Here is a 13,485-nt window from a genome sequence, read left to right as displayed (position 1 = left end):
CTGTTCATGGTCACTGTCGTGTCTGCATTGAGTGCATTCAGTTTATGGTTGCTTGTGCTATGGTGTGTACATTTCAACTGTACAGGTGATTCTATGAAAATTATCAACTTCACGGATGCTAGGGCAAAACTGTCTGATGTTTACAAAACCGCAGTTGGCGGTGAGCCAGTGATCATTCGCCATAAGTCATTTGGTAAGGCGGTACTCATTTCGGAAGCTGAATATCGTGAGTTTGCGGCCAATAAATTAAAGCAGGACGTGACGGCAATATTTGACGAATTTGATGCTGAACTTAGGGAATTGAGTGACCTATGAGTTTCCATATTTCTCTTGATGAGATTTGCTATATCAGAGAAGAGTTAATTGATCGATACGGTGGCCTGCGTGGTGTTGTGGATATTGGTCGAGTTGATGCTGTTTTGTATCGTATTCAAGCATTGTGTGAATATGAAGCGTTGACCGACTTGTTTGAGATAGCTGGCTATTATTTTGTCGCCATTGCCAGAGGTCGTGTTTTCGCTGATGGAAATAAACGAACCGCTTTAACAACAGCTCTATTCTTTCTGAAAAAAAACGGGGTCATCGTTCAAAGATCGCCGGAATTGGTGGAACTAACAGTATTAGCGGCAGCGGGTAATAATGTGAGAGATAACATTGCTAAATGTTTTTTCCGAAATAGCATGAATAATTGTCCTTTGTAATTGGTTATCTATTTTTCTTCACTGGGTAGTTAACAAAGAACTGATATTGATAGCCCAGTGAGGAAATAATGAATACGGCTTTTCTGTTATTGAGCCAGGCAGTCTAAGGGCTGAAATTATGGAAATCGTCTATTGTGGAGAACTGAATAAAATATTATTAATCTCTACGTGGCTTACGTTAAAATGGTCAACGAATTCAAATAGAAACCCTCAAAACTATATATCATCAGCTCTAACACACCGGATTAATCTCCTGACGCTTTCGGCGTTTCAAATTTCCCCCGAATTAGGCGAAAACATCCGGCGATGTTTATTCATTCCATACCGCAGGGAGTAATTAACAGGTTATTTTTGTGACGAATGTCACATTTTTGTCATGTTAAGAGGATAAATATCGTGATCTTATGGTCATAAAATTCAGAGGCCGAAATTCTCTGTTATTTATTTCCCCGCGACTCAGCTGGAAACTGTTTTAGTGTGCTCTCAAACGCCACATATTCAGTGACGGATATTTCCCGCTTTCATTTTTTACTGCGGAACAGGCCGGAACTATTTTTGTATTCAGGGCCATCAAGTTGAAACAGCGGCTCGGTAATATGAAAAAACGCGGCACGGCGCTATTTAAAAGGGCAGAAGCGAATGATGCGTTTAATGGCCTCCGGTGTTATCTGGGTTTCCCGATTAAGGTTCAATGATATAAGGTTTCAAATATGGATGGATTAGTTTTCACCTGCCACATTGGCGCATTATCCCAAACAACCTTTCAGGTATCGCAATTTACCTTGCAGGAAGAGTTGTCACAGCTTTATAGCCTGACGTTAACGGTGGTTAGCGCACGTGATGATATTCCCTTAAAGGTAGAATATGTTATGGAGTTTAAGGAGAAATAAGTATGGCAATATCCAACAACGGCAAGATGTGCCCAGCCGTGACCTCAATTAATTGCACGATGGAAATAGGGGTCTTTCCCGCTGATGAAGATCCCTGTTATCTGGCGGAAAAAGCCGAATATGCCCAGCGACTGCCTGCAATGATTATCACTAAACTGGGGGCGATTCGCTTTCTTAAACAGATTGTCATGAGCGGATTAATCAAAGTTGAAGAGTATAAGCACGATTTCCTGTGGCCTTATAAAGCAGAAGTGGTGTTTGCTATCCGGGGAAAGAAGGATGTTCCCCTACCTATGCTGGCGACCAGTCAAGTCTCTAAGCAGCGTTATGGTGATAATTTACCGCAATCCAGTAATCCATTTGCCCGGCCTTCTGCCGAAGACGCGGAGAAATTTGGGGTTAAGCGTATTCGTCGTCCCGATATTATTTTGGTTAAAGATGAGGCTCTCCGCTGGCCGGGCAGAAATGCCTCTTACTTTGATGGTTCTGTGCACCCCGATAATCTGAAAATGTTGATTGAGGTGAAATTTCCAGGGGATGCACTCAGTAAAGGGCAAGAAAAGGATTATATCCAGATTGCTACCCGTGATCGTTTCGGTGTGATGCGCGTCGACGATAGCCGCACAGAAGAGCAAAAGCAGTATGATGAAGCGTGGCGAGAACTCTATCAACCCGGTTCACAACACTATAAAAATCCGATACCGCTGGCTCCCCTGCCGCCTGGTTCGCCTCCTGATGATGCCTTACCCGCTCCTACTCCTCCCGAAGAGGGCGTACCGGGGACTATTCCGCAACCGCTGACAAAAAACCTGCCGCTTGTCAGTACCTCTCCCTGGTCTTTTTTACCCAGCTATGAAGATTGGGTTATCCTCGGACAGGAGGTGGCTAGCTTGACAGAACAAGGGATAGATTATATCCGTAACAGTACCCGTGAACTCCTTGCCCAGTTTGGCGTATGGCTCAGTGAAGCCGGCAAGTGGGTATGTGAAGAGATTATTGACCCGATAACCCATCAGGCCAGTTACGCGTTTTCCTGGGTCAGTGAACAAACGGGGAAAATCGTGACCTGGACGGAGAGTGAGATAAAAGCCCGATGGCAAACCGTGCAACAAGGCTCAGATATCACCCTGGAAGAGCTCAAAAATATTAGCTGGATGCAAATATTGAAAAAGGTGGGTGAAGAAATGCTGGAAATGGTTGTGATTATTGCCGAAGTTGCCGTTGTTATCCTCGTCACCCTTGCCGTCGCTGCTGCGCTGATTGCACTAGTGGAAATTTTAGCTGCCGCAGCAGCGGTCAGCGCCGCAACATTAGCGGCTGTCCTGGCAATATTGGCGAGTGTCACATTCGCCACCGCCTCATAATGAACGGAGAGAATATGGATACTCATGATTATTTTTCCCAGTTGAGATCACAACTGACCTCTTTTCTTTTTATCAATGGTGATGGATTGACTGTTTCCCGTCTGGGTATCTCAATTACCCTGTTTTTTAAACAGGGCTACACCCAGGAGAAAAAGCAACGCATTCTGGCCTGCTATCGCCGCTTTCGCGAAGAATTTGGTAACCACCTGCGTTTTCATACTCATGAACTCAAGGGGTTAAAAAAATACTCACCCGAAAATATTGCTAAAGTCGAAGAAGGTATTCTTAATCAGAAAAAAAACCAGCCCTCTAGTTGGGATGTTAGTGACGCAAAAAATCTCTATGAAGCCCCCCGCTATCTGATGCATTATCTGGATTCCGATGAATCTGATGGTGATGACAGTAGCTCCTACCTGAGTCTGGTGCTGCCCTGGGATTATCTGAAAGCACAAGACGGCATGGCTCGCTTTATGGCCTGGCTGGACTTTCTTTGCAAACAACTCGAACCTGACTGGGGAGACTGTGGTTATTGTCTGGTCCTGCCCAGAGATTACCATGATTATTTTCCCTTAGAGTACCAACTGGCCCTGCGCTACCCCACCCTGCAAGTTAACTCTACGGTTCATACCACACTGGATGATTATGCCGACTCTATACGGAGCATGAACTGGATCACCCTGCTGTCCAAACGGTTTGTCGCACGATTGGGCGGGGAAATCTGGATACGTAAAACACTGGCACGCTACCCGGATGTGGTGATGAATCCTTACTCCAATGGTCTGATGATCCGCGCAGGCAAATACCCGGATTTGACACCACTACCGGGCAGTGTCCCGGAGAGTTATTTTGCCATTAACCAACTGATACGCCCGATACGTTTTGTGCCGGGAGAAGGTGATTCCCTGCACTTTCACGGCGCGGGTCATTTTGATGATATTTCCACACAAGCCTGGTATGCCCGCTATGACCGTGGCCCCCTGCATGTCACCCCGGTGAGAACCGGCGAACCGATGCTTGTCAGCGGATTCTGGCGAAATGACAGCCAGCCTGACAAACAGTATTTCTTTGTTCAGGGCGCAACTGCCTTTGATATTCAGGGCGCAGAGCCGGGGACAACGGTATGGCATCTGATACGGGAAGCAGAAAATAGGAATCAGTAAATTGCCGGTGTTGCCGTTGTTATCCTCGTCACCCTTGCGGTCGCTGCTGCGCTGATTGCACTGGTGGAAATTTTAACTGCTGCCGCAGCGGTCAGCGCCGCCGCATTAGCCGCTGTCCTGGCAATATTGGCGAGTGTGACATTCGCCACCGCTTCATAATGAAAGGAGAGAAATATGAAAACTTTGGATTATTTTGCCCAGTTGAGATCACAACTGGCTGCATTTACCTTCCTCAATGGCGATGGGTTGACTGTTTCCCGTCTGGGTATCTCGATAACCCTGTTTTTTAAACAGGGTTACACTCAGGAGAAAAAGCAGCGCATTCTGGCCTGTTATCGCCGCTTTCGCGAGGAATTTGGTGCCTACCTGCGTTTTCACCGTCATGAGCTAGAAGGGCTAAAAAAATATTCGCCCGAAAATATTGCCAAAATCGAAGAGAGCATTCTTAACCAGAAAAAAAACCAGCCCTCTAGTTGGGTGGTCAGTGACGCTAAAAATCTCTATGAAGCCCCCCGCTATCTGATGCGTTACCAAGACTCTGATGAGGATGACGGTGACGATGACAGCTCCTACCTGAGTCTGGTGCTGCCCTGGGATTATCTAAAGGAACAAGAGGGTATGGCTCGCTTTATGGCCTGGCTGGACTTTCTGTGTGAACAGCTTGAGCCTGACAGTGGGGACTGTGGTTACTGTCTGGTTTTACCCAGAGATTACCATGACTATTTTCCCCTGGAGTACCAGCTAGCGCAACGTTACCCTTCCCTGCAAGTCAATTCAGCGGTTCACACTGCGGTATTACAGTATGGTCACTCCATCCGGGGCATTAACTGGATCACCCTGCTGTCCAAACGCTTTGTCAACCGACTGGGTGGGGAACATTGGATACGTAAAACGCTGGCTCGTTATCCGGATGTGGTGATTAGCCCTTACCGAAATGGTCTGATGGTCCGGGCAGGTCAATACCCGGACTTAACACCACTACCGGGCAATGTCCCGACGAGTTATTTTGCCATTAACCAGCTGATACGCCCGATACGGGTTATTCCTCGTGAAGGCCATTCTCTGCATTTTTATGGTGAAGGACATTTTAATTCAACTTCCACGCTGGCCTGGTATGCCCGCTATGACCGTGGCCCTCTGCATATAACGCCGATTAGAGGCGGCGAACCCGCCCTGGTCAGCGGGATCTGGCGAACCGATAGCTTGCCGGGCGAGCAGTACTTTTTTGCTCAGGGGGCTACAGCCTTCGATACTCAGGGCGCAGCATCGGGCACAACCGTATGGCATCTGATACGGGAAGCGGCAAATATGTGGGAATAACGGATTATCCACCGCCTTATCATGAAAGGAGAGAAGATGGAAACTTTGGATTATTTTGCCCAGTTAAGATCACAACTGGCTGCGTTTACTTTCCTCAATGGCGATGGGTTGACTGTTTCCCGCTTGGGTATCTCGATAACCCTGTTTTTTAAACAGGGTTACACTCAGGAGAAAAAACAGCGCATTCTGGCCTGCTATCGCCGCTTTCGGGAGGAGTTCGGTACTCATCTGCGTTTTCATCGTCATTCACTGAAAGGATTAAAAAAATATTCACCCGAAAATATTGCCAAAGTCGAAGAAGGTATTCTTAATCAGAAAAAAAACCAGCTTTCTACCTGGGATATTAGTGACGCCAAAAATATCTATGAAGCTCCCCGCTATCTGATGCATTACCTGGATTCCCGGGAAATAAGTGGTGACAATAGTAGCTCCTACCTGAATCTGGTGCTGCCCTGGGATTATCTAAAGGAACAAGAGGGCATGGCTCGCTTTATGGCCTGGCTGGACTTTCTGTGTGAACAGCTTGAACCTGACAGTGGAGACTGCGGTTATTGTCTGGTCCTGCCCAGAGATTACCATGATTACTTTCCCCTGGAGTACCAGCTAGCACAGCGTTACCCTGCATTGCAGGTTAATTCTGCGGTTCATACAGCCAAATTACAGTATGGACATTCCATCCGGGGCATTAACTGGATCACCCTGCTGTCCAAACGCTTTGTCAACCGACTGGGTGGGGAACATTGGATACGCAAGACGCTGGCGCGCTACCCGGATGTGGTGATCACTCCTTATTCCAATGGTCTGATGATCCGAGCCGGTCAATACCCGGACTTAACACCACTACCGGGCAATGTCCCGGCGAGTTATTTTGCCATTAACCAGCTGATACGCCCGATACGGGTTATTCCTCGTGAAGGCCATTCTCTGCATTTTTATGGTGAAGGACATTTTAATTCAACTTCCACGCTGGCCTGGTATGCCCGCTATGACCGTGGACCTCTGCATATAACGCCGATTAGGGGCGGCGAACCCGCCCTGGTCAGCGGGATCTGGCAAACAGACAGCATCCCTGACAAACAGTATTTCTTTGCTCAGGGCGCGATGGCTTTTGATGTTCAGGGTGCGGAGTCAGGCACAACGATTTGGCATTTAATACGAGCAGCGGAAAATAGAGTGGAGTAAATAATGCGAAGTGTAGTGGAAAGAAAATGTAAACAAACCGGCGCTATTGCGGAAGGTTCTAACTTGTTCAATATACAGGGAATACCTGTTGCACTGGCGGGACACCTTGTTAATTGTGGTTGCCCGACCGGAGCCTGTCGATTAAAGGTACGGTCATAAATATCAAACGCCAAAGCCATTAATTAAAATACCCATAAAATCAGGGCAGGCTTTAAACTGTTATTAAACGTTATTTTTTAAACTGATGATTTTAATCGGTATAAAGTTTTAACCGTTTTTTTACCCCTTTTAACGCCTGCTTTTTATTAAGTTTAATCATCATCCGCTATCATGTTTTACGTTTAACAAACCTTAAACCTCTCCACTTTTTATCTTTACCAACGCTGTTTTACCCGCCTTTTTCAGCACTTAAATCCTGCCACATTAACCGTTTTATCCCTTTTTTATTGCATGGTTTTTAGAGTTTTACCCGTAAAATAACCGTTGATAAAATGCTTTAATACCTATTCCTTTCGGATAATATTCTTTTATATGTGGATTTCTTTTCAACTCTCTTTTAGCGGTTAATCATTTCCGATTAAATACCATTAAATCCGCAGCTAAAAAGTTGCATTTACCGAGTTAAATCCGCCCTTGATAAAAAAGCCAAAAGCTTTAATGCCTTTTCACTTGCATTTTTAAATAATCATGTCAGGTTAGGTAAATGTAAAATAAATCGCGTGTAAAATTTTAATCCGCCCTTGTTTTCACCCCTTTTAATACGGGATTTTTATTACATTTAATCATCATAAAATATCATGTTTTACGTTTAACAAACCTTAAACCTCTCCACTTTTTATCTTTACCAACGCTGTTTTACCCACCTTTTTCAGCACTTAAATCCTGTCACATTAACCGTTTTATCCCTTTTTTATTGCATTGTTTTTAAGGTTTTATCCGTAAAATAACCGTTGATAAAACGCTTTAATACCTATTCCTTTCGGATAATATTCTTTTATATGTGGATTTCTTTTCAACTCTCTTTTAACGGTTAATCATTTTCGATTAAATACCATTAAATCCGCAGCTAAAAAGTTGCATTTACTGAGTTAAATCCGACCTTGATAAAAAAGCCAAAAGCTTTAATACCTTTTTACTTACATTTTTAAATACTCATGGCAGGTTAGGTAAATGTAAAATAAATCGCGCATAAAATTTTAATCCTTGTTTTCACCCCTTTTAATACGGGGTTTTTATTACATTTAATCACCATAACATAATGCCGTATGAAAAAAATTCTTCTCAAATACAAATCCATATCGTGGAATCACAACGCAGCGGGCACATCCGGCTATAGCATATGGGGCGATAGCATTTATTTATAATATATTCCATCCCTCTAACAAAACCTCGTTATTTTCAATTTTAACGAGATTTGTTTTTTTCATGATATACGTGAAATGCTATTAAATAATTATGATAGTTCACCAATAATCAGGCTTGATTGCTGGTTTCTGATGAGTAGACCCAACAGTCGTATCACCAGCCGCCATTTCGATTACAGAATATCAAGACGAGCATTCATATTGAGTCGAACCGCCCATATGGATTGACGTGTTCCCATATCAGTGGCGTTAAAGCTGCATAATCTCGGGACGTAAATTTTTCTTCCCAATGTGGTTGGGACAATATTTTCTGAATCATCAGTGTGTTGATGTAAATCATGCAGTTTTAAATCAGGTGCAGCGCCAGCATACTTACGTTTCATGAGATCTCAAATGGAGACGCTAAACGTATAGCTATTAGTTATACGATTGCTATAATGACTGTCTACCAATTTGCCACACAGGTGATTTATGAGAACACAACCTAAAGAAACCCCGATCAACATCCGGGCGAAAGCCTTTCAGCGGGAGCTTATTGACCATGCAGCAAACCTGCACTCAAAGACCCGAACTGATTTCATCTTGGATGCTGCCTGCCGCGCAGCCGAAGATGCCATACTCGATCAGCGCCACTTTTTCGTTAACGACGAAAAATATGATGTGTTCATGCAGATGCTGGAGCAACCGCTTCCTGATAATGCAGGTTTTAAAAAGCTCATGGGATATAAAGCACCATGGGAATAAGCGCCCCTGAAATATTAACGGCTGAACATAATATAAATGATTTTTATTGCCAGCATGAAACATTAAACGAATGGCTTTCACGCCGGGCTTTAAAAAATAATAAGCTCGGCGCGAGCCGCACATTTGTTATTTGCGAGGAAGGTACAAAAGACGTTATCGGTTATTATTGTCTAAGCGCTGGTTCAATTAATCATATTGAATCTACACCATCGCTTAAACGCAATATGCCAGATTCTATCCCTGTAGTGCTTCTCGGCCGTCTGGCTGTCGATGTGGAATATCAGGGGAAGAAGCTCGGGGCATTGCTTATCCAAGATGCTTGGAAGCGTGTCGCCAGCACGGCGGAACAGGTGGGCATTTCAGCTATAATCGTCCACGCACTTGATAAGAGCGCCCAAACGTTCTATACGCGTCTTGGCTTCGCCCAGTCGCCGTTGGAGCCATACACGCTGATGCTTCCATTAGGCAAACAGAACTAATTGTTGGTATTAAGGCCATCATGGTTCATGCCATGAACGAAAGATCCTGAACGTTCTACGGGCGGTACGAATTTGTACACAGGCGATGACTCTCCATTCTCACTATTTGGCTATTTTTGCCCATCCCCCGATAAGGTTCAAAGTTGATGAGGAAAAAAATGGGTACTCAGTTAGCGCTAAGATTTTAATACTCTTTTGCCGTGTTCCCTGAGTTCCCCATCTGGCCCTACATACTTATAGAGAGCCTGTCTGCTAATCCCAAGCTCTTCACATAATTCAGATACGCTACAATCTCTACTCTTCATGGAAGCTTGTGCCAGGCGAACCTGAGATTTTGTGAGTTTAAAAGAACGTCCGCCTTCACGTCCTCTTGCTCTGGCCGCTGCCAGCCCTGCTTTTGTTCGTTCACTGATCAACTCCCGTTCAAATTCGGCCAGCGCGGCAAAAATCCCAAAGACCAATTTGCCACTGGCCGTCGTCGTATCAATTTCTGCACCTTGCCCGGTCAGTACCTTAAAGCCGATTTTTCGATCCGCCAGATCATGGATAGTATTCACCAGGTGTTTTAAGCTTCGGCCAAGCCTGTCAAGCTTCCATACCATTAACACATCGCCAGCTCTGAGGGCTTTCAAACAGGCATCCAATCCAGGACGTTTGTCTGACGTCCCTGATATTTCATCCTGATAAATGTTTTCTTTATTAACACCGGCAGCAAGTAAAGCATCCAGTTGGAGATCCTGCACCTGACTTCCATCAGATTTGGAGACACGGGTATACCCAATTCGCATGAACGACCTATTTTAATTGTTTAAGTTTTTCAATGGATTTGTTTTCTATCAGGATCTTCATTTGACTGACCGCAACGCGATTCAGCTTTTGGAACCTGTCGTTTGCAGAGAGGCCTTGCTCGATAAGTTCAGCATTGAAGCTTTCTAAATTAGATAACACGACAAGCTGTTCCAGTGTGGCATAGTCCCGTATATTGCCTTTTAGTTCCGGGTTCTCTTTACGCCAGTCGCTGGCTGTCTTGCCAAACAAAGCCAGATTCAATATATCGGCCTCATTAGCGTAAGCAAAGTTTCTTGCTTTTGGGTTAAGCTCCAAGACGGGAATAATGTTCGTTTTTATTGACTCTGTATGAATATGATAGTTGACCTTGGCCAGAGTGCGCGAAACATTCCATTCCAGATTTTTCTGTTCATTTTCTGCTTGTTTGAGCCGTTGGAATTCTTTTAATAAATAGAGCTTAAACTCCGCGCTGATCCAGGAAGCAAACTCAAAAGCAATATCCCGATGCGCATAAGTTCCGCCATATCTGCCCGCTTTCGAGATGATCCCGATTGCATTGGTGGTTGTGATCCAGCGTTTTGGCGTGAGAGAGAAACTGTTTGCGCCCGCTTCATGTTTAAATCCATCGAATTCGATGGAATTAAAATCGGGATTATGGAGCTGTTACCACAAACCGATAAACTCAATGGTACCGCGGTTTCTCATCCAGTTTTGCAGAATGTAATCACCACGGTCGCCATCTTTGTACTTAGCGATGTCAGATAGCGATATATAGTCATCTTGTTTGTCGGAAAAGACAGAGACTTTTATAATACCCCGAACATCAATTTTTTGCGCCATAAACCTTTCTTCTCGCTTTAGGTGTGTCAGTTAAACGAAGGTTTAAATGACAGCCTTGTATTTAGCCTAAATACGGATGGAAAGATGTAATATAAACTGTATATAAATCTATGTCTATTAAAGGTGGTAAGAAAAAGATAAAGTGACATACTCAATGTGACCCTGCCATATTAAGAATTAAAAAAATGAATACCAATAAAAGCGCCTGACGATACTGACTCAACCTGAAATTCAGGACTATTTTGGCCTGCCTCGATTTACTTTGGAGGAGCGAGAATACTATTTCACCTTATCCGATACGGAGCATCAGATAATACCGCAAGGTTGGTCTGTTAACTCCAGAGTGAACTTCATTCTTATGCTTGGGTATTTTAAATCCAGGAAAATATTCTTTACCTACACGCTGGAAGATGTCATCACGGATATCTCTTATATTCTGGCGTGCCATTTCCCTGATCATTCTGCCGCCAATATAAAAGTTCCAGGCAAGACGACCCGGATACAACTGCAAAGACTTATTTGTCAGCATCTGAATTATCAACGCTATGGCAGTGTCATGGCAGAACAATTAGCTGAACTGGCCGCACGGGTTGTTAAAAGGTCAGCTAAGCCTGTGTTTATCTTGCGGGCATTGTTAAGTCACCTCAATAAAAATCAGATCATTACCCCTGCGTACAGTACCTTTCAGGATTTGATTGGACGATGTTTATCGGATGAGAGGAGGCGTATCTGTGAGCAATTAAAATCAGATCTTAATCCTGATATGGAAGAGGCACTCACAAATTTATTATCTGAAGAATCAGGAGGTCTGCACTGGATAACCCAACTAAAAAAGGCACTAAGGGACTTTAGTTATACCGAAATTGTCAGAGAATCCACCTGGGTAAAGCAACTCAGCCCCCTTTATGAATTTGCCTGTCAGTGGTTACCCTCACTTTGCATATCAAATGAAAGCATCCGCTATTACGCAACACTGATTGAATATTATTCAGTTTATAAGCTTCGGCGATTTGACCCTTTGATCGCTTATTTTTATCTTCTTTGCTACACCTACCATCGAACGCATGTCATCAATGACAATCTGGTCGAAGCCTTTATTTGCCATGTCCGCCAGTATGAAGAAGCCGCTAAACTGTTTGCTAAAGATATGGTGTATAAAAGGAAGTCTCAAGCGAATGAAGATATCAAGGCCACGGGTAAAATATTGGGCTTTTTCTTGAACCCCGATATCACTGACAATGTCTCTTTTGGTGAGATACGAACCAAAGCATTTCAGCTGTTGAACAGGGAACAAATGGAGATAGTAACCCTCTTTATCGGGTCATCAGGCTTTGATGAAGAGGAGTTTCATTGGCAACACTTGGATACCTTGCCGGCCGTCTTTAAAAAGAATCTGCGTCAAATTATCCGGGTACTGGACTTTAGTAGTCATACCGATGAGTCAGGACTTCTTGAAGCCGCAATCTTTGTCCAGACTTGTCTTAGGGACGGAAAAATTTTGCGGCGAATACCCGCCAAAGATTTCCCTGTTAATTTTTTCACTAAATCCCTTCAAAAATACCTTTACAGCCGGGCAAAATCACCTCAACTCATTCCTGATCGATATGAATTTGCCGTATACAGGATGCTTAAAACAGCCTTTGAATCAGGGGATGTTTTTAACCAGAACACCACTAAATATCGAAGTTTTACAGACGACTTAATTCCCATGAACAGGTGGAAAGCCGACAAACAAAGTGTCCTGAATGACCTAGATCTGCCCGTATTACAAAGACCAATATCCCAAACTTTGCAAGAACTTAAAGATGAGTTTGAAGAAAAACTACAACATGTAAATCAAAGGATAATCAGCCGAAAAAATAAGGACGTTAAATTTAACAATTACCGTAAAGGCCGTACTGTTAATTGGACTCTGCTTTATAAAAAGGAAGAAGACGAAGATAATCATCGTTTTTATCATCTTGTGCCAACGATCAGCATCGCTAATTTATTAAGCTATGTGGAGAAAAAGACAGGATTTTTAGCGGGTTTCAATCATGTTTTAGGCAGATATACTAAAGGCAACCAGGATAAAAAGTCACTTATTGCCTGTATTATTGCCCTTGGCACCAATATGAGCCTGGGCAGGATGGGCGAGATTTCTGACATAAGTCATCAGGTGCTACAAATGACATATCAAAACTTCTTCCGACTGGAAACGTTAAAGGAGTCCAATGATATGGTCGCTAATGCGACCGCCAAATTATCTATTTTCCGACACTACGATATTGATTCGGATGTGATCCACTCCAGCAGTGATGGGCAACGATTTGAGAGCCAAAGAAATACAGCCAACGCAAGATATGAATCAAAATACTTCGGTCTTAAAAAAGGAATTTCAGCGTTAACACTGGTCGGTAATCATGTGCCAATCAATGCAAAAGTAATAGGCACCCACGAGCACGAGAGTTATTTTGTGTTCGACCTCCTTTACAATAATACGACAGAGATAGATCCCGATCGCCACTCTGTAGATACCCACGGCACTAATCAGGTTAACTTTTGGATTTTATACGCGTTTGGCTATCAGTTTGCCCCACGTTATAAAAATTTTCCAACAAAAACAGAGGGTATCATTGGGTTTGAGCCGCCAGGGAAATACAGTGAAGAGTT

Annotated in this window: 16 protein-coding genes and 1 pseudogene; 13 read left to right on the top strand and 4 right to left on the bottom strand. The window is 43.8% G+C overall.

Going from position 1 to position 13,485, the window contains the following annotated elements:
• The first annotated feature begins 93 nt into the window (after window positions 1-93).
• The 5 genes from C5471_RS15385 to C5471_RS15365 all read left to right on the top strand — a co-directional run bounded on the left by C5471_RS15385 (window position 94) and on the right by C5471_RS15365 (window position 4,115).
• A complete protein-coding gene (locus C5471_RS15385; RefSeq protein WP_166296089.1) occupies window positions 94-315 on the top strand; it encodes a type II toxin-antitoxin system Phd/YefM family antitoxin in 222 nt (73 codons plus the stop codon).
• Complete coding sequence (locus C5471_RS15380) at window positions 312-701, top strand: type II toxin-antitoxin system death-on-curing family toxin (RefSeq protein WP_133814730.1); 390 nt, start codon at window positions 312-314, stop codon at window positions 699-701. The genes C5471_RS15385 and C5471_RS15380 overlap by 4 nt, the downstream gene beginning before the upstream one ends.
• Window positions 702-1,411: 710 nt before the next feature.
• Window positions 1,412-1,591, top strand: coding sequence for a hypothetical protein (locus tag C5471_RS15375; protein WP_133814731.1), 180 nt, complete (start codon window positions 1,412-1,414; stop codon window positions 1,589-1,591).
• 2 nt (window positions 1,592-1,593) lie between these two features.
• Window positions 1,594-2,955, top strand: coding sequence for a VRR-NUC domain-containing protein (locus C5471_RS15370; RefSeq protein ID WP_133814732.1), 1,362 nt, complete (start codon window positions 1,594-1,596; stop codon window positions 2,953-2,955).
• A gap of 14 nt (window positions 2,956-2,969) precedes the next feature.
• Window positions 2,970-4,115, top strand: coding sequence for a type VI immunity family protein (locus C5471_RS15365; RefSeq protein WP_133814733.1), 1,146 nt, complete (start codon window positions 2,970-2,972; stop codon window positions 4,113-4,115).
• Here the strand turns inward: C5471_RS15365 and C5471_RS24020 are convergent.
• On the bottom strand, window positions 4,109-4,264 hold the full coding sequence (locus tag C5471_RS24020) for a hypothetical protein (protein WP_207627362.1): 156 nt from the start codon (window positions 4,262-4,264) through the stop codon (window positions 4,109-4,111). The genes C5471_RS15365 and C5471_RS24020 overlap by 7 nt on opposite strands.
• 25 nt (window positions 4,265-4,289) lie before the next feature.
• On the opposite strand from C5471_RS24020, the gene C5471_RS15355 reads away from it, so the two are divergent.
• From C5471_RS15355 to C5471_RS25085, 4 genes and pseudogenes are all read left to right on the top strand, one after another.
• Complete coding sequence (locus tag C5471_RS15355; protein WP_133814734.1) at window positions 4,290-5,435, top strand: DUF3396 domain-containing protein; 1,146 nt, start codon at window positions 4,290-4,292, stop codon at window positions 5,433-5,435.
• A gap of 36 nt (window positions 5,436-5,471) precedes the next feature.
• Window positions 5,472-6,617 carry a DUF3396 domain-containing protein gene (locus tag C5471_RS15350; RefSeq protein ID WP_166296086.1) on the top strand — a complete coding sequence of 382 codons (1,146 nt, stop codon included), beginning with the start codon at window positions 5,472-5,474 and terminating at the stop codon, window positions 6,615-6,617.
• Between the two features lie 3 nt (window positions 6,618-6,620).
• Window positions 6,621-6,776 (top strand): PAAR domain-containing protein, encoded by a 156-nt coding sequence (locus C5471_RS15345; protein WP_339959290.1) that lies wholly within the window; start codon window positions 6,621-6,623, stop codon window positions 6,774-6,776.
• 1,115 nt (window positions 6,777-7,891) lie between these two features.
• Window positions 7,892-7,981 (top strand): annotated as a pseudogene (locus C5471_RS25085) (type VI secretion system tube protein Hcp); the annotation flags it as partial.
• Window positions 7,982-8,154: 173 nt separating this feature from the next.
• Here the strand turns inward: C5471_RS25085 and C5471_RS25355 are convergent.
• Complete coding sequence (locus C5471_RS25355) at window positions 8,155-8,364, bottom strand: hypothetical protein (RefSeq protein ID WP_422630926.1); 210 nt, start codon at window positions 8,362-8,364, stop codon at window positions 8,155-8,157.
• Window positions 8,365-8,452: 88 nt separating this feature from the next.
• Between C5471_RS25355 and C5471_RS15335 the strand changes: the two genes are divergently transcribed.
• Together C5471_RS15335 and C5471_RS15330 are read left to right on the top strand one after the other, a co-directional pair.
• Window positions 8,453-8,725 carry a type II toxin-antitoxin system TacA family antitoxin gene (locus C5471_RS15335; protein ID WP_133814735.1) on the top strand — a complete coding sequence of 91 codons (273 nt, stop codon included), beginning with the start codon at window positions 8,453-8,455 and terminating at the stop codon, window positions 8,723-8,725.
• Complete coding sequence (locus C5471_RS15330) at window positions 8,716-9,204, top strand: GNAT family N-acetyltransferase (protein WP_133814736.1); 489 nt, start codon at window positions 8,716-8,718, stop codon at window positions 9,202-9,204. Before C5471_RS15335 ends, C5471_RS15330 begins: the two co-directional genes overlap by 10 nt.
• A 176-nt stretch (window positions 9,205-9,380) precedes the next feature.
• On the opposite strand, the gene C5471_RS15325 is transcribed toward C5471_RS15330, so the two are convergent.
• Together C5471_RS15325 and C5471_RS25500 are read right to left on the bottom strand one after the other, a co-directional pair.
• The gene (locus C5471_RS15325; protein ID WP_133814737.1) at window positions 9,381-9,992 is read right to left on the bottom strand and encodes a recombinase family protein; all 612 of its coding nucleotides are present in this window, start codon (window positions 9,990-9,992) and stop codon (window positions 9,381-9,383) included.
• Window positions 9,993-9,999: 7 nt separating this feature from the next.
• Window positions 10,000-10,254: a hypothetical protein gene (locus tag C5471_RS25500; protein ID WP_242688731.1), complete on the bottom strand. Its 255-nt coding sequence runs from the start codon at window positions 10,252-10,254 to the stop codon at window positions 10,000-10,002.
• A 243-nt stretch (window positions 10,255-10,497) separates the two neighbouring features.
• On the opposite strand from C5471_RS25500, the gene C5471_RS25495 reads away from it, so the two are divergent.
• Window positions 10,498-10,758, top strand: coding sequence for a hypothetical protein (locus tag C5471_RS25495; RefSeq protein ID WP_339959289.1), 261 nt, complete (start codon window positions 10,498-10,500; stop codon window positions 10,756-10,758).
• A gap of 337 nt (window positions 10,759-11,095) precedes the next feature.
• The coding region (locus tag C5471_RS15310; protein ID WP_242688725.1) for a Tn3 family transposase at window positions 11,096-13,485 on the top strand (2,390 nt) is incomplete at its 3' end.

Source organism: Photorhabdus tasmaniensis (assembly GCF_011189505.1).
Classification (GTDB): Bacteria; Pseudomonadota; Gammaproteobacteria; order Enterobacterales; family Enterobacteriaceae; genus Photorhabdus; species Photorhabdus tasmaniensis.
The sequence above is the reverse complement of the archived record's forward strand: the minus strand, read 5'-3'. Positions and strand labels throughout refer to the sequence as shown.